This window comes from Oscillibacter sp. ER4 (assembly GCF_000765235.1).
GTDB classification, from domain to species: Bacteria; Bacillota; Clostridia; order Oscillospirales; family Oscillospiraceae; genus Hominicoprocola; species Hominicoprocola fusiformis.
Window position 1 is genome coordinate 1 of record NZ_JPJG01000023.1, and the last position, 21283, is coordinate 21283.

20 protein-coding genes are annotated in these 21283 nt (G+C 59.1%); 10 read left to right on the forward strand and 10 right to left on the reverse strand.

Features of this window, described 5'->3' with window-relative positions; all coding sequences use genetic code 11:
• The first annotated feature begins 23 nt into the window (after positions 1-23).
• Complete coding sequence (locus tag NI20_RS0104145; RefSeq protein ID WP_081958369.1) at positions 24-2879, forward strand: S-layer homology domain-containing protein; 2856 nt, start codon at positions 24-26, stop codon at positions 2877-2879.
• Between the two features lie 90 nt (positions 2880-2969).
• Here the strand turns inward: NI20_RS0104145 and NI20_RS0104150 are convergent, their stop codons facing one another.
• The gene (locus NI20_RS0104150; RefSeq protein ID WP_033120193.1) at positions 2970-3551 is read right to left on the reverse strand and encodes a hypothetical protein; all 582 of its coding nucleotides are present in this window, start codon (positions 3549-3551) and stop codon (positions 2970-2972) included.
• A gap of 109 nt (positions 3552-3660) precedes the next feature.
• Positions 3661-4245: a hypothetical protein gene (locus NI20_RS0104155; protein WP_033120194.1), complete on the reverse strand. Its 585-nt coding sequence runs from the start codon at positions 4243-4245 to the stop codon at positions 3661-3663.
• 182 nt (positions 4246-4427) lie between these two features.
• Between NI20_RS0104155 and NI20_RS0104160 the strand changes: the two genes are divergently transcribed.
• The 4 genes from NI20_RS0104160 (at position 4428) to NI20_RS0104175 (ending at position 9283) form a co-directional block, all read left to right on the forward strand.
• A complete protein-coding gene (locus NI20_RS0104160) occupies positions 4428-5765 on the forward strand; it encodes an MFS transporter (protein WP_033120195.1) in 1338 nt (445 codons plus the stop codon).
• 24 nt (positions 5766-5789) lie between these two features.
• A complete protein-coding gene (locus tag NI20_RS0104165; RefSeq protein ID WP_052084419.1) occupies positions 5790-6614 on the forward strand; it encodes a glycerophosphodiester phosphodiesterase family protein in 825 nt (274 codons plus the stop codon).
• Between the two features lie 67 nt (positions 6615-6681).
• Positions 6682-7560: a 2-oxo acid dehydrogenase subunit E2 gene (locus tag NI20_RS0104170; RefSeq protein ID WP_033120196.1), complete on the forward strand. Its 879-nt coding sequence runs from the start codon at positions 6682-6684 to the stop codon at positions 7558-7560.
• Positions 7553-9283 carry a class I adenylate-forming enzyme family protein gene (locus NI20_RS0104175; RefSeq protein WP_052084420.1) on the forward strand — a complete coding sequence of 577 codons (1731 nt, stop codon included), beginning with the start codon at positions 7553-7555 and terminating at the stop codon, positions 9281-9283. The genes NI20_RS0104170 and NI20_RS0104175 overlap by 8 nt, the downstream gene beginning before the upstream one ends.
• A 587-nt stretch (positions 9284-9870) precedes the next feature.
• Here NI20_RS0104175 and NI20_RS0104180 read toward each other — a convergent pair.
• From NI20_RS0104180 to recG, 3 genes are all read right to left on the reverse strand, one after another.
• A complete protein-coding gene (locus tag NI20_RS0104180; protein WP_033120197.1) occupies positions 9871-11049 on the reverse strand; it encodes a macrolide family glycosyltransferase in 1179 nt (392 codons plus the stop codon).
• Positions 11046-11270 carry an AbrB/MazE/SpoVT family DNA-binding domain-containing protein gene (locus NI20_RS0104185; RefSeq protein WP_033120198.1) on the reverse strand — a complete coding sequence of 75 codons (225 nt, stop codon included), beginning with the start codon at positions 11268-11270 and terminating at the stop codon, positions 11046-11048. The genes NI20_RS0104180 and NI20_RS0104185 overlap by 4 nt, the downstream gene beginning before the upstream one ends.
• 87 nt (positions 11271-11357) lie before the next feature.
• Complete coding sequence (gene recG, locus NI20_RS0104190; RefSeq protein WP_033120199.1) at positions 11358-13406, reverse strand: ATP-dependent DNA helicase RecG; 2049 nt, start codon at positions 13404-13406, stop codon at positions 11358-11360.
• 98 nt (positions 13407-13504) lie between these two features.
• On the opposite strand from recG, the gene NI20_RS0104195 reads away from it, so the two are divergent.
• Positions 13505-14119, forward strand: a complete 615-nt coding sequence (locus NI20_RS0104195; protein ID WP_033120200.1) for a hypothetical protein — start codon at positions 13505-13507, stop codon at positions 14117-14119.
• 318 nt (positions 14120-14437) lie between these two features.
• On the opposite strand, the gene NI20_RS0104200 is transcribed toward NI20_RS0104195, so the two are convergent.
• Positions 14438-14632 carry a hypothetical protein gene (locus NI20_RS0104200; RefSeq protein ID WP_033120201.1) on the reverse strand — a complete coding sequence of 65 codons (195 nt, stop codon included), beginning with the start codon at positions 14630-14632 and terminating at the stop codon, positions 14438-14440.
• Positions 14633-14731: 99 nt separating this feature from the next.
• Between NI20_RS0104200 and NI20_RS0104205 the strand changes: the two genes are divergently transcribed.
• Entirely contained in the window at positions 14732-14971 is a 240-nt protein-coding gene (locus tag NI20_RS0104205) for a helix-turn-helix transcriptional regulator (RefSeq protein WP_081958370.1), read from the forward strand.
• Between the two features lie 362 nt (positions 14972-15333).
• Here NI20_RS0104205 and NI20_RS0104210 read toward each other — a convergent pair whose 3' ends face one another.
• Genes NI20_RS0104210 through udp form a run of 4 tightly spaced genes read right to left on the reverse strand, consistent with a single transcriptional unit; the run spans position 15334 to position 18223 of the window.
• The gene (locus NI20_RS0104210) at positions 15334-15807 is read right to left on the reverse strand and encodes a dihydrofolate reductase (protein WP_033120202.1); all 474 of its coding nucleotides are present in this window, start codon (positions 15805-15807) and stop codon (positions 15334-15336) included.
• Positions 15808-15854: 47 nt separating this feature from the next.
• Complete coding sequence (thyA, locus tag NI20_RS0104215; protein WP_033120203.1) at positions 15855-16685, reverse strand: thymidylate synthase; 831 nt, start codon at positions 16683-16685, stop codon at positions 15855-15857.
• A gap of 10 nt (positions 16686-16695) precedes the next feature.
• Positions 16696-17400: an aspartate/glutamate racemase family protein gene (locus tag NI20_RS0104220; RefSeq protein WP_033120204.1), complete on the reverse strand. Its 705-nt coding sequence runs from the start codon at positions 17398-17400 to the stop codon at positions 16696-16698.
• Entirely contained in the window at positions 17393-18223 is an 831-nt protein-coding gene (udp, locus tag NI20_RS0104225) for a uridine phosphorylase (protein ID WP_081958371.1), read from the reverse strand. The genes NI20_RS0104220 and udp overlap by 8 nt, the downstream gene beginning before the upstream one ends.
• Before the next feature lie 163 nt (positions 18224-18386).
• On the opposite strand from udp, the gene NI20_RS0104230 reads away from it, so the two are divergent.
• From NI20_RS0104230 to NI20_RS0104240, 3 genes are all read left to right on the forward strand, one after another.
• Entirely contained in the window at positions 18387-19037 is a 651-nt protein-coding gene (locus NI20_RS0104230; protein ID WP_033120205.1) for an HAD family hydrolase, read from the forward strand.
• Positions 19038-19718: 681 nt separating this feature from the next.
• Positions 19719-20033, forward strand: a complete 315-nt coding sequence (locus tag NI20_RS0104235) for a hypothetical protein (RefSeq protein ID WP_033120206.1) — start codon at positions 19719-19721, stop codon at positions 20031-20033.
• Positions 20021-21283, forward strand: a complete 1263-nt coding sequence (locus NI20_RS0104240; RefSeq protein WP_242842916.1) for a PBSX family phage terminase large subunit — start codon at positions 20021-20023, stop codon at positions 21281-21283. The genes NI20_RS0104235 and NI20_RS0104240 overlap by 13 nt, the downstream gene beginning before the upstream one ends.

Below are 21283 nucleotides of genomic sequence, written 5' to 3' on the forward strand. Positions count from 1 at the left end.
TTTATGAAAGGAGAGTAACATCTATGAAAAAGTTACTCGCAATGGTGCTGGCTCTGGTCATGACTCTGTCTCTGGCCGTCAGCGCCAACGCCTTCAAGGATGACAAGAGCATCAGCGATGATTACGCTGAGGCTGTTGCCGTTCTGAATGGCATGGGTGTGTTCAAGGGTTATGAGGACGGTTCCTTCCAGCCCAAGGGCAACATCACCCGCGCTGAGGTGTCCGCGATCGTTTATCGCGTGTACACTCAGGACGTCAAGGATGCTAAGGCTTCCATGTACGCCACCTACAACAAGTTCAGCGACATGGCTGGCGCCGGTTGGGCTCAGGGCTACATCGGCTACTGCGCCAACGCTGAGCTGGTCAAGGGCTATCCCGACGGTACCTTCAAGCCCTCCGGCAAGGTCACCGGCTACGAAGTCCTCGCTATGATCCTCCGCGCTGTCGGTTACGACAAGAACGGTGAGTTCTCCGGCGCTGATTGGGCGCTGCATGTTGCGCAGACCGCGCAGCAGGCCGGCGTGCTCAAGAACGTCAAGGGCATCGACCTCAACGCTCCCGCTACCCGTGAGCTGGTCGCCGAGCTCCTGTTCCGTGCCATCGCTGAGTCCGCCACCGTCACCTACACTCCGTCCTTCGGCTATGTGACCGATAAGGTGCTCGGCAATGCTGCTCCCACCCTCGGCTACAAGAACTTCAAGCTCGTCGGCAAGGATTCCGCTGACAAGTGGGGCCGTCCCGCTACCAAGTGGACCTACAACGTCGGCGACACGGAGACCTTTGTTGGCGATAAGGCTGTTGCCTCCTACACCGTGAAGGTTGATGAGTGCGACATCGCTAAGGATCTCGGCATCACCAAGTCCGCCGCCATCGAGAGCGCTTACATCGATGGCGTGAAGACCAACGTCACCAACGCTTCCGTCACCTCCGACCGCAACGGCAAGATCGATGCGCTGAACACCGCCTCTCTGGTTGGCGCTCAGGGCCGTTTGACCGAGGTCTACAAGATGGAGAACGGCTATCGTCTGGTTGAGATCAACACCTATCTGGGCGTTGTGAAGACCGTCACTGCCGCTACCACCGACCGCAACGGCCACACCACCGCTGCCAAGATCGGCGTTGCTCTCTACCTCGATAGCGACAACAAGGTCAACCCCACCCCCGCTGTTTACAGCTATGAGGCCACCGGCTACACCGTTGGTCAGTACGTCCTCGTTAACGCCACACTCGACGGTTCTGTCGTCGTCCGCAACGTTGAAGCCGCCACTGTCACCCCGATGGGTCTGATCAAGACTTGGACTCCCGCTTACGGTACTGTCGCTGCTACCACCACGGTTGCTGAGACCAAGTACAACGATGCGGACAAGTTCTTCCTTGGCAACTTCAAGGCTAACCCCGCTGAGAAGGACAACACTTCCTATGACACGATCGTTGATGCCTACGGTAACCTGATCGCTCTGGTCAAGTCCAACGTCAACTATCTCGTCATCGAGAAGATCGAGTGGAAGCACGACAACAGCGTTATCGGCAACGGCAAGGCTCTTGCTGACTTCGTTCTCGCCAACGGTGAGAAGGTCTCCGGCGCTACCGTCGCTACTGTCAACGGCGCTGTTACCAGCAACACCACCGACAGCAACGGTCAGTATGCCAAGGCTTACGTCTCTGACTCTTATGTCAACAACGGCGGCAGGGATGGCTACTATGGCCACATCTACACCTACTCCGTGAATGCTGACGGCTCCTATGCTCTCAACAAGTACTGCGATTCTCGGGAAGCTGGCAAGACCCACAACAACAGCACTATCCACTTCACGCAGTACAAGTCCGCTACCATCAACAACCAGGTCAACAGCTTCGTTGCCAACAACAACACCAAGTTCCTGGTTCTTGATTCCAACGGCTACACCTACACCCTGTACAACGGCATCAACGAGCTGCCCAGCATGACCGTTGCCCCTGGTGACCTCTGCTTCCTGACTGATGGCACCTATGCTACTCTCGTCGTCATCAAGGATAAGACCCTTGATTCCAGCGAGTTCGTTGCTTACGCCGCCACTCAGAACGGCTTTGCCACCGGCTACAACCCGGTCAAGTATGCTTACACCGTGACCAAGCTCGGCTCCACCGAGGCCACCACGCTGTATGCTTCCACTCAGAACCTGTTCCAGGCTGACGGCTTCTACAAGATCACTCTGGCTGCTGACGGCACTATCGCTGCTGTCTCCAACAACCCGACCCTGCTCCTCAAGGGCTATGGCTATGCCGCTGCTGACCTGAACGCCAGCTACGACGCTGCCAACAGCACCGCTGCTGATCTGTATTGGGATCGTACCAAGGTCGAGAAGTTCGAGGGCGACTCCCTTGTCGGCGCTGGTTACGGCGACTACCGCGTGAACTCCTCCACCGAGTACTATGTGGTCACCAAGACTCAGTACTCTGATGGCACCGAGATCACCGAGATCACCAAGGGCGACATCAACTCTGTTGCGGCTGACGACGTCGTCGTTATCGGCTACACCAGCAAGAACGCTGTCGGCAACGTCGATAATGTTGCTTCCTACGTTTACGTGATGAAGCTCGTTGATAACGGCTCCAACCCCGAGATCACCACCGGCACCGTTGAGTTCAAGGTTCAGTTCGTCGATCAGTACGGCGTTGTGAAGAGCGACGTCCTCGACCTCGGCGTTCAGAAGAAGTCCACCACCGGTACCTTCAGCTTCGATCTCCAGACCGTCCTCGCCCACCAGGGCTGGCAGGGTGACTTCACCTGGAACGCCACGACGGTTGCTCTGGTTGGCCAGCTGAACTCCACCAGGGCTGAGACCTACACGGTCAACGCTGGCGAGACCACCACGGTCATCTTCACCGTCATCAAGTAATTGATGCAAAACCGATTTGAAGCGCATCGCAGGATGCATTCATAAAAGTTTTACCCCCGAGGCTTTTGCCTCGGGGGTTTTTCTGCTTTGTTATTTCTTTATCGCAAATAGTGTTGCTGTTGCACCTGCGTTGGAACCGCCGCTGAGTTTGACGGAAGTAACCCCTGTCCAGTTAACTGACTCGGTTGTGTCGCTGTAGTTAGTCAAGCCCTCCACATTGCAAGCTGAGAACGTATAGCTGGCAACCTTGCCGCCGAATGGAAACAGCCACGCAACGCCTGCCGATGTGGAGCGGTCGTTGCTGCAAATCGTGCCGACGGATGCGTTGTTGACGGAAACGCTCATTGTGCCGCTGACGGAGCTGACGCTGAATGTCAAAAACAGCGCCGCAACCTTGGTCATGTCGACCTGCGAGAGGTCGAAATTGAGCGTGCCGTTTTCCGTCGTGGTCACGAGCGGGTCCGCGAGCTTGACGAGGCAGTTGGCCTCGCGCGCCGCCGCGACCTCCTGCTGCACGGCGGTGACGGCCGAGGTGTCTGCCTTGGTGTTCAGCGTGTCGTCGTGGCTTTTGAGCGCGGTGTCGAGCTTGTGCGTCAGGTCGTTGAAGTCGGACATTTGGATGAAGTCCGATTTTTCCCACGTGGGAAGAGAGTAGTTTGTAGTCCGTTTCATAGCAATCTCCTTAAAAACAGTAAAAATAAAACCCCCGGAAAACCGGGGGTTCATGCTTGTCAAGCATGAAAGGAGTTGTTGGACGAAGGACGGCAACCAACTGAAAATTTTACAGATCGCCGGACATGAAGCCGCCGCGGAGCCAGTTGGCGAGCTCGGCGGGGGTGCCGGGGACGCCGACGGTGGCGAATTCCGTGCGCGAGGGGACCATCTGCGCGTTGTCCGAGCTCTCCGCCCACTGGACGCGCTGCAAAATGTGCTCCGTGCAGTGCTCGAGCGGGCCGTCGGGCGCGGGCTTATATTGGAGGAGGATGGTCACGCAGCGGTTGTCGGACGTCCAGCGGCCGAAGTTCGTCGTGGGCTTGCGCCACTTCCAGAGGCATTTGTCGCCGCGCTGCTTTTTGAGCTTCAAATAGCCGTTTTCGATGTCCTGCGTGCAGCGCATGAGCCAGATGACATGGTAGCCCGCGCGCTGGAAGTGGGAGCAGACGTCGAAAAAGTGCTCCTCCATGAGTAAGCCATCCTGGAGCATCATCACGAAATGGTTGATCTGCACGTAGGCGGTGACGGTCTTATCGCCGACGGTGACGGGGACGTTGCGGCACTCGGGCGGGACGATCGCGCGCCACTGCTCACGCCACGCGGAGGCGGAGGACTGGACGAGCGGGGGCGTTTTCTTCTTCCAAAACAGCATGGGAGCTCCTTTTCGCAATTTTTGTTCCATTATAGCGAAAACGGGACGAAAAGGCAAGGAATATTGGCATTTTACAGGGATTTGACAGAGTGGGGCGCGACGGGCGCTTGCTATTTCGGCGAAAACATGATATTCTACTGTGATTCTAAGGAAATCGACTTTTCTTTGCAAGGAGAACGGCTATGAAGCTTGACCAAAAGCGCACGGTGCTGGTGGGGCTGGCGTTTTTGTCCATCTGCGCGTTCTGGCAGATGTACGACAACATCATCCCGCTGATCTTGACGAACACGTTCCACTTAGACGAGACCATTTCCGGCGCGATCATGGCGGCGGACAATGTGCTGGCGCTGTTTTTGCTGCCGTTCTTCGGCGCGCTGAGTGATCAGACGAGCACGAAAATCGGGCGGCGGATGCCGTTTATCCTCGGCGGCACGGCGGCTGCGGTGATCCTGATGAATCTGCTGCCGCTTTTTGACAACGGCTACGCAAATGGCGCGAGCACGGGTAAGCTTGCGATGTTCGTCGTCACGCTGGGGCTGCTGCTCGTGGCGATGGGGACCTACCGCTCGCCCGCGGTGGCGCTGATGCCAGACGTGACACCCAAGCCCATAAGATCGCGCGCGAACGCGATTATTAACCTGATGGGCGCGGTCGGCGGCATTTCGTATCTGATCGTGGCGGCGGTGCTGTATCCGAACAGCAAGACGGCGGGGGCCGAGCATGTGAACTACCAACCGCTGTTTGTCGTCGTGTCGGTGCTGATGGCGGTTTCGGTCATCGTGCTGTACTTCACGACAAACGAGCCGAAGCTCGCGGCGGCGGAGAAGGAATACGAGGCCGAGCATCCCGAGCAGCAGCTCGTGGAGGAGGAGCCGGACGGCAGCGAGGATCTCCCCAAAGAAGTCAAGCGCAGCCTTGTGATGCTGCTGTGCTCGATCGCGCTGTGGTACATCGGCTACAACGGCGTGACGACGTGGTGGACGACGTATGTCGGGCGCGTGATGGGGCGGGGCCTCGGCGGCGCGTCGACGTGCTTGCTCGTCGCGACGGGCGGGGCCATCGTGTCGTACATCCCCGTGGGGCAGCTGGCGTCGAAGATCGGACGCAAGAAGACCATTCAGGGCGGCGTCATCCTGCTTGCGGCGTGCTTTGCGTCGGCGTACTTTTTGACGACGCATTATCAGAGCATCAACGCCGTGATGTTTGTCGTGTTTGCGCTCGTCGGTCTTGCGTGGGCGGCAATCAACGTCAACTCGCTGCCGATGGTCGTTGAAATGTGCAAGGGCAGCGATATCGGCAAGTTCACGGGTTACTACTACACATTTTCGATGGCGGCGCAGGTCGTGACGCCGATTTTGGCGGGCACGCTTTTGAAGCACATCAGCTACAGTGTGCTGTTCCCGTATGCGGCGTTCTTCGTGGTGTGCAGCTTTGTGACGATGTGCTTCGTGCGCCACGGCGACTGCAAAGTGGAGGCCAAGGCCGGCCTTGCGGCGTTTGAGGACATGGATGCGGACTAAATCGAATACAAGAAGTGATCTAAAATGAAAATTTTACGGATCGTTGTCGGAATTTGCCTGATTCTGGCGGTCGCGTGGGCGGTTTTACTGCGCGCGCGGCGCGGGACGGAGTCGATGGCGGCGCTGCGGAAATTCCGCTATGCGCACCGCGGGCTCTACGATAAGGAGGCGGGCATTCCCGAAAATTCGCTGCCGGCATTCTCGCGCGCAATCGCGCGGGGCTTCGGCGCGGAGCTCGACGTGCACCTGCTGCGCGACGAGACGCTTGCCGTGTTCCACGACAGCGATGTGAAGCGTATGACGGGCCGCGAGGGGTATCTCGAAGACCTGAGCGCGGACGAGCTCAAGGACTACGCGCTGGACGGGACGAAGGAGACCATCCCGCAGTTCAAGGATGTGCTCGCGCTGTTTGCGGGGACGGGCCTGCCGGTCATTGTGGAGGTCAAGAGCTTTCGCGACAACTTTGCCGAGCTCACTGAGCGCACGATGGCGGAACTCGACAAATTTGGCGTCAAGTACTGCGTGGAGTCGTTCGACCCGCGGTGCGTGGCGTGGCTGAAAAAGCACCGGCCAGAGGTCATCCGCGGGCAGTTGAGCTGCGACTTTTTGAAAGACCGCGGCAATTTGAGCCTGCCGATGGCGTTTGCGACGACGAATCTGCTGGGCAACATCATGGCGCAGCCGGATTTTGTCGCCTACAAATTTGAAGATAAGAAAAACTGGGCGCCGCGTTTATGCCGTAAGCTCTACGGCGCGCAGGGCGTTTACTGGACCATCCGGTCGAAAGAAGACTTGGAGACGGCGGAGCGCGAGGGCGCGATCGTCATTTTTGAGCGGTTTATTCCCTAAAGAGGGGTCCCACTTGTGGAAGGGTGGGGGAAAAGAAGCAAAACCGAAAGAAAAGGAAGAAGGTTTTATGGCAGAACAGAAAAGACGCTGGGGCGACCGGCGCGACGCAACACTGCTGCGGGATGTGGATTCGCTGCACTTTATCATGGGCATCATCTATCCCAACCGCGCGGACAACGAGGCGTATATCGCAGAGCGCGTGAATTTAGAGCCCATCAAGGACTACATTGCGACGAAAAACTATGAGGGCATCCCGTTCAAGTACACGTTTTTCCACGTGATTTTGACGGCGCTCGTTAAGACGGTCATTTTACGGCCGAAGCTCAACCGCTTTTACGCGAATGAAAACTACTATCAGCGCAATAAGGTGACAGCGGGCTTTGTCATCAAAAAGGAGTTTGCCGACGGCAGCGAAGAGGCCATGGCTCTGCTGGAGATAAAGCCTGAGAGCACCATCGACACGATCCACGAAGAGATCCACCAGGAGGTTGCGGCCTGCCGCGAGCAGAAGAAGGTCAACACGACCGACAACAGCATGAATGTGCTCAACAGCCTGCCGCGCTTTTTGTCCAAGGCGGCGGTGCGGTTTATCCGCTGGCTCGACAAGCACGGCTGGTGCCCCGATTTCCTGATCGGCAAGGACCCGAACTACAGTTCGGTGTTCATCTCTAACCTCGGTTCCATTCATCTCAAAAGCGGCTACCACCACCTGACGAACTGGGGCACGAGCTCGCTGTTCTGCATCATCGGCGAAAAGAAGTGGACGCCGCTGTACGACGAGCACGGCCTTGTCGAAATGCAGGAGACGGTGGACCTCGGCCTCACCGTGGATGAGCGCATTGCCGACGGCTACTATTACGCAAAGAGCGTGCGCCTTTTCAAATATCTGTTAGAACACCCCACCCTTTTGGAACGACCGCTATCGGAGGAAGTAGAATATGAGTGATTCCATTGTCAGAACGCCCTGGAAGGATTACATGGGCGAGGTGCCGATGCACCTTGAGTATTTCGACGGCTCGATGTTCGAGGCCGTGGAGCAGATCGCTAAGAAATATCCGGTCAACATCGCTTTTACGTTCATGGGAAAGTCGACGACCTACCGCCAGATGATCCGCGAGATCGAGCAGTGCGCCAAGGCGCTCAAGACCATCGGCGTGCGCGAGGGTGACAAGGTGACCATTGCCATGCCGAACTGCCCGCAGGCCATCTATATGTTCTACGCCGTCAACCTCGTCGGCGGCATTGCGAACATGATCCATCCGCTGTCGGCAGAGAAGGAGATCGAGTTTTACCTCAACGCCTCGGAAAGTGTGGCGGCGGTGACGCTCGACCAGTTCTACAACAAGTTTGAAAAGGTGCGCGAGCGCACGAAGGTCGTGAACATGATCATCGCAAGCGTGCGCGACGCGCTGTCCCCGACGATCAAGGCGGGTTATATGCTCACCGAGGGACGCAAGATCGAGAAGATTCCCGAGGACGCGCCGGTCATCATGTGGAAGGACTTCATGAAGCTCTCCCACTCCTGCTACTATAAGACCTATAAGGTCAAGCGCGAGGGCGCGGACCCCGCTGTGATCCTCTATTCCGGCGGTACGACCGGCACAACAAAGGGCATCGTGCTGACGAACAAGAATTTCAACGCCCTCGGCCAGCAGGTCATTGCGGCGAACCCGATGTTCCGCCCCGGCGACCGCATGCTGGCGGCGATGCCACTGTTCCACGGCTTCGGCCTCGGCGTGTGCGTGCACACGATGCTCTCGCAGGGCGGCCGCTGCATCCTGATTCCGCGCTTCACGGCCAAGAGCTACGCCAAGCAGATCGTGAAGTACAAGTGCAACTTCATCGCCGGCGTGCCGACGCTTTACGAAGCGCTGCTGCGCCTGCCGAGCATGGACGGGGCGAACCTCAGCTCGCTCAAGGGCGTATTCTCCGGCGGCGACAGCCTGTCGATCGAGCTGAAGAAGAAGTTCGACAAGTTCCTCTATGACCATAAGGCGTCCATTCAGGTGCGCGAGGGCTATGGCACGACCGAGACAGTCACGGCCTGCTGCCTGACACCGCCGCACATGTTCAAGGAGGGCTCCATCGGCCTGCCGTTCCCGGATACCTACATCAAGATCGTCGAGCCGGACACTGACCGGGAGGTTCCCTACGGGCAGGAGGGCGAGATCCTGCTCGCGGGCCCGACCGTGATGAAGGAGTACATGAACAATCCCGAAGAGACGGCGCAGACGCTTCGCACGCACGCCGACGGCCTGACGTGGGTCTACACGGGCGACCTGGGCGTGATGGATGAACAGGGCTTTATCTACTTCCGCGGCCGTGCCAAGCGCATGATCATTTCGTCCGGCTACAATGTCTATCCCGGCCAGATCGAAAATATCCTCGACGCGCACGAGTACGTGCAGATGAGCTGCGTGATCGGCGTGCCCGACCCCTACAAGATGCAGAAGGTCAAGGCCTTCGTCAAGCTCGCACAGGGCGTGCCCGCGACCGAGGAGACCAAGCAGGTGCTTCTGGCCTACTGCCGCAAGAATGTGGCGAAGTACGCCATGCCGTATGACATCGAGTTCAAAGAGGATATGCCCAAGACTCTGGTTGGTAAGGTGGCGTATCGCCAGCTGGAGGAAGAAGAACTCGCCAAGATCAAGGCGGCGGAGGAGAAGTAAGTTCTTCTGCGTTGACGCGGGCAATATGTTCCCCTGCACTGTGCAGGGGACGCGGGAAAGGGGGTCATTCTCTCACGTGAGAGAATGACCCCCTTGAACCCCCAAGAGAACGCGAGGGGAGGACCCCTCGACCCCCAACATTGCCGGCCTGGGGCTTGAAGAGCTGCACGCGCTGCGCAATCGGGTGCGGTGTACATGGCTTCGCCATGAATCCCTGCGATTCGACACATCCAGCAACCGCGCCTTACTATCGTGAGGCGCGAGTGACGTTAGCTCGACGGCAGACTGCCTGCGGAATGCGGCATTGCTTCGCTCGCCGCATTGAGGAGTGCCACGGTAGACGGAAATTAAGTTGTACTCCCACAAGATGGGCAGAGCGGCAGCGGATAATAGAAGAAAGTCAAATCGTATTAGCAACACTAACCGCGGCTCTGCCGCGCGCAGGCAGTTGCATTCCGAAGGCATAAAGGTTATTCAACCCTGAGACTGCCAATCTAAACCTTTCTCTTGGGGGATTTAAAGGGGGATATTCTCTTTCGTGAAAGAGAATACCCCCTTTGCCCCGTTCCCCATGCGGCATGGGGAAACTATTTCCTGTCAGCGACAGAAAGAATTTTATCCACCGCTGCTTTCGCGCCGCCGCAGCGGAGGAAGCTCTCGCGGATCTTCTGCGCGTTTGCGCGATACGAGGGCGTTTGGAGGACGGTGTCGACCGCGGTGCGGATGGAGGCGGCGTCGGCTTTTTCGAGCTTGAGGCCCGCGCCAAGTTCGGCGACGCGCGAAGCGACGCCGCCCTGTTCGCTTGTCTGCGGGAAGAGGACGAGCGGCACGCCGAAATAAAGGCTCTCACTCGCGCTGTTCATGCCGCAGTGGGAGAGGAAGACGTCGGCTTTTTGCAGCACGGCGATCTGGTCGACGTGGGGGAGGGCGGTGATGTTGTCGGGAAGTGTGCCGAGGGCGGAACGGTCGATCTGCTCGCCGGTGGAGAGGATGACCTGATAGAGTGAGTCCGCGAACGCGGCGATACAGGCGCGGTAGAAGGGGAGGAGGTCGTTGTTGACCGTGCCCATCGAAATGTAGATGAGTACATCGTGGGTCTTTTCGATATTTTCAGTCGCGGGGCGGATGGACGGGCCGACGAAGGCGTACTTGTCTGAGAACGTGTCGGCGCAGGGCTGGAACTCGGGCGAGGTGTAGACGATGGTGTCAGTCTGATCGTCGTTCTGGATGATGTCGAGAATATTCTTGATGGGATAGCCGCGGTCACGCAGGCGCTGGAGATCGTGGTTGATCTTCGGCATGGCGAGCATCATTTTGAGCATCTGGCCGCCGCTCTGCTTCATGACTTTGGCCGAATAGCGGTTGAAGGCAAAGGTCGTGGTCGAGGAGATGAACGGGATGCCGAGCTTTTTGGCGACGGCCTTGCCCCAGACAGCCATCGAGTCGGCGACGATACAGTCGGGCGCGTAAGCGCGCATGTCGGCGCAGACCATTTCGTCGAGGGCGAGGGTGGTCTCGACCAGAATGTGCGTCGAAAAGGCGATGTCCTTGCCGACGCGCACGCCGTCGGCGGGCGTGAGGTGCTGTTCGCAGTCATACGGGTCGCAGGCGACGAATTGCGCGCCTGCGGCTTCGATGAGCGTGCGCATGGGTTCGTAGGAGTAGTAGCGGACCTCGTGACCGCGCGCGGCGAGCTCGCGCACGACGCCGAGCGTCGGGTTGGTGTGGCCGTAGGCCGGGATGCAGAAAAAGGCGATCTTGCTCATTTGCTGTCGCCCCCGTTGTCCATTTCGGAAAAGATGCGCAGCATATATTCCCGCTGCATGGCCTTGGGCAGGATGGCGATGCCGCGCTCGTCGTCGCCGAGGACGAGCAGCTCGTCGCCGGGGTGAAAGCCGAAAATGTCGCGCGCTTCCTTGGGGATGACAAACTGGCCCTTTTCGCCGATCTTGACCATCCAGGCGTGCTTGCCCTGAGGTACTTCCATAAAATCAGCCTCCTAAAGTATGATTAGTTATACTAATCATACTACAAAGCGTAAAAAAGTCAAGCCAGCAGGCCTGACTTTTTTATTTCAATTCATGGCATCGGCGTTGAGCTCGAAGAGAAGCTCGACGCGGGCTTTGAGCAGCGGATGATTTTTGAGCGCGGGGTCGGCGGCGAGGAGCTGCTCGGCGGCGGACTGCGTCTCGTGCAGAAGGGATAAGTCGCACGAGAGATCGGCGACGCGCAGCGACGGCAGGCCGTGCTGGCGGGAGCCGAAAAAGTCGCCCGGGCCGCGGAGCTTCAAGTCCTCTTCCGCGATGGCGAAGCCGTCGCTCGTGGAGGACATGACTTTGAGACGCTGCTTGTTTTCCTCACCCTTGTTGTCGGAGACAAGGACGCAGTAGGACTTGTGCTGGCCGCGGCCAACGCGGCCGCGCAGCTGGTGGAGCTGGGAGAGGCCGAAGCACTCGGCGTTTTCAATCAGCATGAGCGCGGCGTTCGGCACGTCGACGCCGACCTCGATGACGGTGGTGGAGACGAGCACGTCGATCTCATGCGCGGCGAAAGCGCGCATGACGGCGTCCTTTTCCTTAGGTTTCATCTTGCCGTGGATGGGGGCGATGCGAAGGTCGGGGAAGACCTCTTTTTGCAGCATTTCTGCGTGGGCGGTGACGGCCTTGCGCTCATCGGGGAGCTCGTCGTTTTCCGAGACCATGGGGCAGACGATATAGGCCTGACGGCCTTCGGCGACGAGCTTGCGCAAGAAAGCGTAGATACGCTCGTGATAGCTCGACGGGACGGCAAAGGTGTCGATCTTCTGCCGTCCGGGGGGAAGTTCGTTTAAGATGGAGACGTCGAGATCGCCGTAGATCATCAGCGCGAGCGTGCGCGGGATGGGCGTGGCGGACATGACGAGAAGGTGCGGGTCATCGCCCTTGGCGGACAGCGCGGCGCGCTGGTCGACGCCGAAGCGGTGCTGCTCGTCGGTGACGACGAGCCCGAGGTTTTGGTACTGCACGTCAGGCGAGAGCAGGGCATGCGTGCCGATGACGAGGGAGAGCTCGCCGGACCGGAGACGTTCGTTCAGCGCGCGGCGCTCCTTGGCCTTGGTCGAGGCGGTGAGCAGTGCGCAGGGGATGCCGAGTGGCTCCAAAAGCGGGGCGAGTGAGCGGTAGTGCTGCTCGGCAAGGATTTCTGTCGGGGCCATGAGGGCGCATTGGAGACCATTTTTTGCGGCCATGTAGATGGCGGCGGCGGCGACCATCGTTTTGCCCGAGCCGACGTCGCCCTGCACGAGGCGGTTCATCGGGCGCTGACCTGTCAGGTCGCGCGCGATATCGCCGATGGCGCGGCGCTGTGCGCCGGTGAGGGAAAAGGGGAGAGAGGTGAAAAAGGGCGAAAGGTCGACTTTTTTGCACTGTTTTCCCGCGACGAACGTGCGGCGCTCGCGCAGGAGCTTGAGGCCGAGCGCGAGCAGGAAAAGCTCTTCGAACGCAAGGCGGCGGCGCGCGGCGGAGAGAGCTTCATCGTCCGTGGGGAAGTGGATATTTTCGTAGGCAAAGCGGGTGTGGCAGAGCTGGTAGACGAGGCGGACGTTCTCAGGAAGGATGTCAGGAAGTTCGTCGACGCAGGCGGCAAGGCCCTGTTCGACGGCCTTATAGAGCATCGACTGGCTGATGCCCGCGGTGAGCGGGTAAATGGGCATGATGCGGCCCGTGATCTGATATGTGCCCTCGCGCTCAAAGAGGGGATTGGTCATCTGCGGGCGGCTCGGCGTACCCTCGGCACGGCCGAAGAAGACGTAGGCGTCGCCGGTGTGAAAGGTGTTTTTGAGGTAGGATTGGTTGAAATAGGTGAGCTCAAGTGCGCCGGTTTCATCGACGGCGCGGAGCTTGATAAGGTCGAGCCCCTTGCGAATGCGCGAGAGCTTGGGCTCACCCGCGATGACGGCGCAGACACAGGCATTCTCGCCGGGGATGAGGTCGGCGATCTTCTTGTACGCGCGGCGGTCGTCGTAGGCGCGGGGAAAGTAGGAAAGGAGGGAGCGCAGGTCGGTGATGCCGAGTTTGGCGAGCGACTTGGCGCGCGCTTCGCCCACGCCCTTGATATAGCGGATATCGGTGTTGAGCGTCGCCATGCGGTGGACCTCCTATACAAATGCGGTGTCTGTCTATTATAATCAACTTGGATGGAAATGAAAAGACCCTTTGCAAGGATGAAGAAAGGAGTATTGTCATGCAGAAGAAACATTCCGGAAAGATGGGCGCGATCGCGCTGCCGGTCGCGCTGATCGCCGCGGCGGTCGGAGTCCTCTTATGGATGCTGACCGGTGCGCAGGGATACCGCGCGGCGGACTGGACAGACACAGACGGGCAGCGCTACTACCGCAACCTGGTGACGCATCAAGCCTTTGCGGCGGACGTTGACTGGGACGGGAGCGACGGCGCGGTGATCGTTATTCCCGATGAAGTGCACGGCTACAAGGTGACGGCGCTCGGCGGGTATATCGGCCGCGGTGTGCCGACGGCGTTTGCGTTGAACGCGCCGGAGATATGGAATACCCAGGTCGTCTTCGGTGACGAGAAAGTTGCGGCGGACGCGGAAAAGGACTATCCGAACGCGAAGATCGTCGACTGCACGGTGACACTGCGGCTTGGGAGGAACGTGAAAGCGCTGAACGGGGTCAGCTGCTTCGGCTGGCAGGGCTATGACGAAAACGGAGCCGAGACAGTGTGGCGTCTGCGCTGGAACGTCGAATGCGACGAGGGGAATGAGACGTTTTACGCCGAGGGCGGGCGGCTGTATCGCTGCGCGGATGGGGCGGCTGTGGAAGCGTTCCGCTGCGCGTGATGCAGCGCGGCAGCGCTGCTTTTGGCCCTGCACGGTGCAGGGACGTGGGAAAGGGGGCCATTCTCTCACGTGAGAGAATGGCCCCCTTGAACCCCCAAGAGAACGCGAGGGGAGGGCCCCTCGACCCCCGACATTGCCGGTCTGGGGCTTGAAGAGCTGCTCAGCCTGCGGAATCAGGCGCGGTGTACATGGCTTCGCCATGAAGCTTCTGCGATTCGTTACTGGTTGCAACCGCGCCTTACTATCGTGAGGCGCGAGTGACGGTGGACCGGCGGCAGACTGCCTGCGGGCGCGGCATTGCTGCGCTCACCGCGCTGTTTAGTCTTCTGCTGGGTGGGAGCTGCTGATGGGTTCGTCGGGGATGATGTCGTGGGAAATGACTTGGTCTTCTGCGTCCAACAGGGCTTTTTTCAGGCCTTCGCGGGCGAGAATGCCCTTTCCCTCGTCGTAGAGGTCGATGGCTTCGCTCATACTGCGAACCAGGGAGCAATAAAGGTTTTTGTAGGTCAGCATAATCATATCCTCCTTTGAAATACTATATAAATAGTAACTATAAATAAGCGAATAGTCAAGACGTTACTATCACCATAGTATACCGTTGAGGTGAAAAATATGGCTGACAGCGGTATCATCACAATGGAAGAGTATGGAAACGTGCGGCTCAAGTTAAAGGAGCGCATGGACAGTGACGGCATCAACCGCAACACGCTGGCAAGAAGGATCGGTGTGCGCTTTGAGGTCGTCGACAAGTGGTATCGCGGTGACGTTGAAAAACTTGACCTTGACATTCTGGCCCGCATCTGCTGCGTGCTGCACTGCACCGTCGGCGATCTGCTGGAATATCACCGCTGACATAACCGCGGCGAGCGCAGCAATGCCGCCTTGGCAGGCAGTAGCAAGATCGTACAAATCCAAAGTAGACGGAAATTAGGCTGCACCTCCACGAGATCAGCAGAGCGGCAGCGGATAATAGGAGAGAGTCAAGTCGTATAGCAACACCAAACGCGGCGAAGCCGCGCGCAGGCATTTGCATTCTGGAGGCATAAAGGCTGTTCGAGCCTCAGACTGCCAATCGAAACCTTTCTCTTGGGGGATTGAAAGGGGGCTATTCTCTTTCGTGAAAGAGAATAGCCCCCTTTTCCCGTGCAGCGCCGCTGGCGCTGCTTCCGCATGCCCTTTAGGGCGCAAAAAAAGAGGGGCCTTGGCCCCTCTTTTTACTTGCGGACATAGTCGACATAGCGGAACTTGAGGCCGTTTTCCTCAAAGGTCTCGCTCTCCGACTCGATGCGCCAGTCGGGATTGTCGTCGAGGTTGGGGAAGAAGCTGTCGGCGTCCGGGTCGGCGTCGACCTTGGTGACGTAGACGCGGTCGCAGCGGGAGAGGAGCGCCATGTAGACGCTGGCGCCGCCGATGACGATGGCGTCGTCGCCGCCGAGGGCGGCGGCCTCGTCAAACGAGTGGGCAATCTCCGCGCCGGGGACGTCGAGGTCGCGGTGGGAGAGGACGATGTTGCGGCGGTCCTTGAGGGGCTTGCCGCCGGGGAAGGTGTCGAGGGTCTTGTGGCCGAGGATGACGGTCTTGCCGACGGTGAGGGTTCGGAAACGCTTGTGGTCGGCAGAGATGCGGAACAGCAGCGCGCCGTCGCGGCCGATGCCCCAGCTCTGGGAAACGCAGACGATTGCGGTCATAGTATCAACTCCATGGCTTTCTCTATAAATTTTGCCGGCGCGAATGCTCAAACGGCAATGGGAATCTTGTCTTCAAAGGGACTGAACTGATAATTTTCCAGCCGGACACTGTCGGGGGTGAAAGCGTAGAAATTCGTCACGGCGGGATCGAGTGTGAACTGCGGGGCGGGGTGCTCCGGCTCTGCGAGCATCTTTTCGATGATGGGGATGTGGCGGTCGTAAATGTGCGCGTCGGCAATGACGTGGACGAGCTCGCCTGCTTTGAGGCCGGAGACCCGGGCAAACATGTGGACGAGCACCGCGTACTGACAGACGTTCCAGTTGTTGGCGGCGAGCATGTCCTGCGAGCGCTGATTCAGGATGGCGTTCAGCGTGCCGTTCGAGACGTTGAAGGTCATGGAGTAGGCGCAGGGGTAGAGGTTCATGTCGTGTAGGTCCTCGAAATTGTAGAGGCTCGTGAGGATGCGGCGCGAGGCGGGGTTATGTCTGAGGTCATAGAGTACGCGGTCGACCTGGTCGAACATGCCCTCCTTGTATTGGTGCTTGACGCCAAGCTGATAGCCGTAGGCCTTGCCGATGGAACCGGTTTCGTCCGCCCAGGCATCCCAGATGTGGGAAGAGAGGTCGTGGACGTTGTTGGACTTTTTCTGCCAGATCCAGAGGAGCTCGTCCACCGCGCTTTTGAGGTATGTGCGGCGCAGGGTGAGGATGGGAAACTCCTTTTGGAGATCGTAGCGGTTGACAAGGCCGAATTTTTTGATCGTGTGGGCGGGGGTGCCGTCCTCCCAGTGGGGACGGACGGTGAGGTCGTCGTCGCGCACGCCATTTTGGAGAATGTCGAGGCAGTTGGCGCGAAAGACCTGATCGGCGTAGCTCATGGGCGCGCCCTCACTTCGTCTCGCAGCCGGCGGCGCGGACGGCGGCGAGCGCCAGCTCGAGCGTCGGGTCGACGTTGGGGTAATCGAGATGATAGATGTCGAACGCAGGGGGGAGCTCCGTGCAGCCGAGGATCAGGACTTCGGCTCCGCGAGCAAGCAAATGCTCGCAGGCGGTACGGAAGGCGGTCGCGTCGTGCGTGAGGTCGCCGGCCTTGACGCCGTTGTAGATGATGTCCATGACGGCGGCCTGATCTTCGGCGTTATCGGGGGTGAGGAGCTCGCCGCCGCTGCCCTCGAACGTGCGCTGGTAGATGCCGGTCTGGACGGTGCCGTCGGTCGCGAGGAGACCGGCGCACTTGACGCCGCGGGACTTGAGCGCGTCGCGCGTGATGGCGATCATGTGCAGAACGGGGATGGAGACGGACGAGGCGACGGCGTCATAAAAGTTGTGCGCGGTGTTGCAGGGCATGATGAGAAGATCCGCGCCGATGGACTCGAGGCGCTGCGCGCTCTTGACCATTTCGGGGACGGGGTCGGCGCCACCGTGCAGGAGGGCTGCCGTGCGGTCGGAAATATTGGTATTGGAGTCGATGCACACGCGCGGATGGTCCTGATCGCAGGAGGCAGCCGTGTGCAGGGTGATCTTCTGAAAGAGGTCGGCGGTAGCGAGAGGACCCATGCCGCCGAGGATACCGATGACCTTTTTATCACTCATGGAGAAGCCCCTTTTCTTTCTTTTCGAGCAGCTTTTGATCGTGATTCGGGAGCGCGGCGAGCTCGCGGTCACGCTGGATGATCTTCTTGAGACCTTCGACGGCGACCTTGACGGAGGCGGAGGTGTCCTCGCTCATGTCCTGATCGAGGCCGGCCTTTTCGCGCTCCTGGTTCCAGACAACGTGGAAGCAGGAGCCGCAGCGGCAGCCGAGCGCGGAGGCGACGACGAACATTGCGGCGGACTCCATTTCGCTTGCCTTGACGCCAAGGCGCTTCCAGCTCTCCCACTTTTGCAGAAGCTCGTAGTAGACGGGGCTCTTTTCCGGGGAGTGCTGGCCGTAGAAGCTGTCCTTGCACTGGACGACGCCGGTGTGGGTGAAGTAGCCGAGCTCTTCGGATGCCTGACGAAGGGCGAGGGTGATGTCGAAATCGGCGACGGCGGGGAACTCGATGGGCGCGTATTCGAGCGAGGTGTGCTCGTAGCGGATGGCGCCGGTGGCGACGACGATGTCGCCGGACTTGACGTTTAAGTCAATGCCGCCGCAGGTGCCGGTGCGAATGAAGGTGTCCGCGCCGAGCTGATGCAGCTCCTCCATGGCGATGGAGGCGGACGGGCCGCCGATGCCGGTGGAGCAGACGGAGACCTTTTCGCCCAGCAGCGTGCCGGTGTAGGTGGTGTATTCGCGGTTCTGCGCGACGAGGTGGGCATCGTCGAACAGCGCGGCGATGGAGGGGCAGCGGCCGGGGTCGCCGGGCAGGATCACATAGCGGCCGACCTCGCCCTTGGCGCAGTGGATATGATAGAGACGTTCCAGTTCATGCATGATGACAGCGCTCCTTATCTATAAAATCATTTAATAATTATATCAGAGAAGAAAAAGAGAAACAAGAGGACAGAGGGCATAGATATGTTTGGATAAAGGCACTTGAACTTTGTGCATGCGGCGGCTATAATGAGGCAACAAAAGTGCGAAAAGAGGATAATTTATGAGCTATAAAGCGGTTCTTTTTGATATGGACGGGACGCTGCTCGATACGCTGGAGGACCTGCGCGACAGCACGAACCATGTACTGCGGCAGATGGGCTATCCAGAGCGGAGCCTTGAGGAGATGCGGCGCTTTGTCGGCAACGGGGCGGAAAAGCAGATCCGCCGCGCCGTGCCGGAGGGGACGAGCGAGGAAAAGATCATGGAGACGCTCGCGGCGTACCGCGCGTACTATCAGGACCACTGCCAGATCAAAACACGGGTGTACGACGGACTTTTGGACATGCTGAGCGAGCTGAAGGCAAAGGGCATCAAGCTGGCGGTCGTGTCGAACAAGCCGGACAGCGCGGTGCAGAAGTTGAGCCGTGAGTATTTCGGCGACCGGATGGAGTTTGCCGTCGGCCCGAGCGACGGCGTGCGCTGCAAGCCGTACCCCGACATGGCGGAGACGGCGCTGAAAGCGCTGGGAATTGCTAAAAAGGACGCGGTGTTCGTCGGAGATTCCGAAGTGGACGTGCAGACGGGGCTGAACGCCGGACTGGACGTCATCGCTGTGAGCTGGGGTTTCCGCTCGAGGGAAGTTGTGATCGAAGCCGGCGCGAAGATGATCGCCGATGATGCGGGTGAGCTTGAAAAGTTCATTCTCGAATGATTGTCTCCCATGATGGGAGGGAATTCCCCTGCGCCGCGCAGGGGTGCGAATAAAGGGGGCCATTCTCTCACGTGAGAGAATGGCCCCCTTTAAATCCCCCAAGAGAACGCAAGGGGCCTTGCCCCTTGATCCCATACATTGGCAGCTTTGGGCTTGAATGACTGCATGCGTTGCGCAATGTAAGTGCGGTGTACATGGCTTCGCCATGAATCCCTACGTTTCGTTACGTCTTGCAACCGCGCCTTACTACCGTGAGACGCGAGTGACGGTAGAACGGCGGCAGACTGTGTGCCGAATGCGGCATTGCTGCGCTCGCCGCATTGAGTAGTACCCCGTTAGACGGAAATTACTGTGCACTTCTACAAGATCAGCAGAGCGGCAGCGGATGATAGGAGCAAACCAAATCGTATAGCAACATTCAACGCGGCAACGCCGCGCGCAGGTATTTTCATTACGGAGGCATAAAGGCCGTTCAAGCCTGAGACTGCCAATTAAAACCTTTCTCTTGGGGGCTCAAGGGGGGTCATTCTCTTTTGCGAAAGAGAATGGCCCCTTTTTTTTACTGCCGCGCGGTGCGCGGCATTTTTTGCGCGCAAAATTTTGCGCGCGTGCATGCGACTGTGCAACAAAACGGGTGCGGCGGGGTTCGGGTGAAAAGAGAAAACAAAATGGGGGGACACGATGGAGAAAAAGGAGCTGGGGCGCGAGGATGTGATCGAGGCGCTCAAGGAGATCGCGTTCGGACGGGTGAACCGCGGGGTGGAGCTGACGTATCTGAGCGAGCCGACGGCGCAGTTGATCCGCAAGATGGACTTGTCGGCGGTGGCGGAATTCAAGAGAAACGCCAACGGGACGGTGGAGGTCAAGTTCGTCGACCGGGTGAAGGCGCTGAGCGCGCTTTACGAGATGCTGGGGACGGGGGACGCGAACGAGGCGGCGGAGTTCTTGGAGGCGCTGGAGCAGGCGGGAGAGGAGAGAGATGATTGGCGGCCGTGAAGCAGTTTTCCGCCAAGCAGAAGACGGCGATGACCTGGTGGGCGAACCCAAAGTACAGAGAGTACGACGCGATCATCTGCGACGGGGCGGTGCGAAGCGGGAAGACGCTGTCGATGGGGATGGGCTTTTTCCTGTGGGCGATGCGGCGCTTTAGCGGCGAGCAATTTGCGCTGTGCGGGAAGACGATCGTGTCGCTGCGGCGCAACGTGTTGCATGAGATTTTACCGAAGGTGATGGCGCGGGGCTTTCACTGCGAGGAGAAGCGGAGCGAGAATTTAGTGATCGTGCGAAGCGGCGGACGGGAAAACCGTTTTTACCTCTTCGGCGGCTACGACGAGGGGAGCGCGGCGCTCATCCAGGGCGTGACGCTGGCGGGGGTGCTGTTCGACGAGGCGGCGCTGATGCCGCGGTCATTTGTGGAGCAGGCGAGCGCGCGATGCAGCATATCGGGCAGCAAGCTGTGGTTCAACTGCAACCCCGAGGGGCCAATGCACTGGTTCTACCGCGAGTGGATCCTGCGCGCGGAGGAGCGCGGGGCGCTGTATCTGCACTTTACGATGGACGACAATCCGTCGCTCTCGCCGCGCATTCGGGCGCGGTACGAAAAGGCATACAGCGGGACATTTTACCGGCGGTTCATCCTGGGCGAGTGGACGGCGGCGAAGGGGCTCATCTATGACTTCTTTATGCCGCAGGAGTATTGCGCTCGTGTGCCGGAAAAGCCGTGGGAGCGGGTGAGAATCTCCATCGACTACGGGACGGTGAATCCGACGAGTTTTGGCCTGTGGGCGCTCAAGGACGGCGTGTGGTACCGGGCGAGGGAGTATTACTTCGATTCGCGCAGAGAGGGGCAGCAGAAGACAGACGCGGAGTATGTGGCGGACCTTAAAAAGTTCGCAGCGGGGGAGACGGTGGAAAAGGTGATCGTCGACCCGTCGGCGGCGAGCTTTATCGAGGCGCTGCGGCGCGAGGGCTTCCCCGTGAGCAAGGCGGACAACGATGTGGCGGACGGCATCCGCGTGACGGCGAACCTATTGAAGCAGCGGAAGATCGTGATCTGCGAGGGCTGCGAGAGCTGCCTTGCCGAGATCGCGGCGTATTGCTGGGAGGACAGCGGAACGGGAAGAGACCGGCCGAAAAAGGATAGAGATCACGCGATGGATGAGATGCGGTATTTTGCCGTGTCGATCGCGAAAAAGGAACGCGGAGGCGGCATTGCGATGCGCTCGGTGGAGCGCGCGGCGCGATGA

Bases quoted from the DNA above. Each gene is read 5' to 3' on its own strand.
- NI20_RS0104145 (WP_081958369.1), top strand. From the start codon at position 24: ATGAAAAAGTTACTCGCAATGGTGCTGGCTCTGGTCATGACTCTGTCT.
- NI20_RS0104150 (WP_033120193.1), bottom strand. From the start codon at position 3,551: ATGAAACGGACTACAAACTACTCTCTTCCCACGTGGGAAAAATCGGAC.
- NI20_RS0104155 (WP_033120194.1), bottom strand. From the start codon at position 4,245: ATGCTGTTTTGGAAGAAGAAAACGCCCCCGCTCGTCCAGTCCTCCGCC.
- NI20_RS0104160 (WP_033120195.1), top strand. From the start codon at position 4,428: ATGAAGCTTGACCAAAAGCGCACGGTGCTGGTGGGGCTGGCGTTTTTG.
- NI20_RS0104165 (WP_052084419.1), top strand. From the start codon at position 5,790: ATGAAAATTTTACGGATCGTTGTCGGAATTTGCCTGATTCTGGCGGTC.
- NI20_RS0104170 (WP_033120196.1), top strand. From the start codon at position 6,682: ATGGCAGAACAGAAAAGACGCTGGGGCGACCGGCGCGACGCAACACTG.
- NI20_RS0104175 (WP_052084420.1), top strand. From the start codon at position 7,553: ATGAGTGATTCCATTGTCAGAACGCCCTGGAAGGATTACATGGGCGAG.
- NI20_RS0104180 (WP_033120197.1), bottom strand. From the start codon at position 11,049: ATGAGCAAGATCGCCTTTTTCTGCATCCCGGCCTACGGCCACACCAAC.
- NI20_RS0104185 (WP_033120198.1), bottom strand. From the start codon at position 11,270: ATGGAAGTACCTCAGGGCAAGCACGCCTGGATGGTCAAGATCGGCGAA.
- recG (WP_033120199.1), bottom strand. From the start codon at position 13,406: ATGGCGACGCTCAACACCGATATCCGCTATATCAAGGGCGTGGGCGAA.
- NI20_RS0104195 (WP_033120200.1), top strand. From the start codon at position 13,505: ATGCAGAAGAAACATTCCGGAAAGATGGGCGCGATCGCGCTGCCGGTC.
- NI20_RS0104200 (WP_033120201.1), bottom strand. From the start codon at position 14,632: ATGCTGACCTACAAAAACCTTTATTGCTCCCTGGTTCGCAGTATGAGC.
- NI20_RS0104205 (WP_081958370.1), top strand. From the start codon at position 14,732: ATGGCTGACAGCGGTATCATCACAATGGAAGAGTATGGAAACGTGCGG.
- NI20_RS0104210 (WP_033120202.1), bottom strand. From the start codon at position 15,807: ATGACCGCAATCGTCTGCGTTTCCCAGAGCTGGGGCATCGGCCGCGAC.
- thyA (WP_033120203.1), bottom strand. From the start codon at position 16,685: ATGAGCTACGCCGATCAGGTCTTTCGCGCCAACTGCCTCGACATTCTC.
- NI20_RS0104220 (WP_033120204.1), bottom strand. From the start codon at position 17,400: ATGAGTGATAAAAAGGTCATCGGTATCCTCGGCGGCATGGGTCCTCTC.
- udp (WP_081958371.1), bottom strand. From the start codon at position 18,223: ATGCATGAACTGGAACGTCTCTATCATATCCACTGCGCCAAGGGCGAG.
- NI20_RS0104230 (WP_033120205.1), top strand. From the start codon at position 18,387: ATGAGCTATAAAGCGGTTCTTTTTGATATGGACGGGACGCTGCTCGAT.
- NI20_RS0104235 (WP_033120206.1), top strand. From the start codon at position 19,719: ATGGAGAAAAAGGAGCTGGGGCGCGAGGATGTGATCGAGGCGCTCAAG.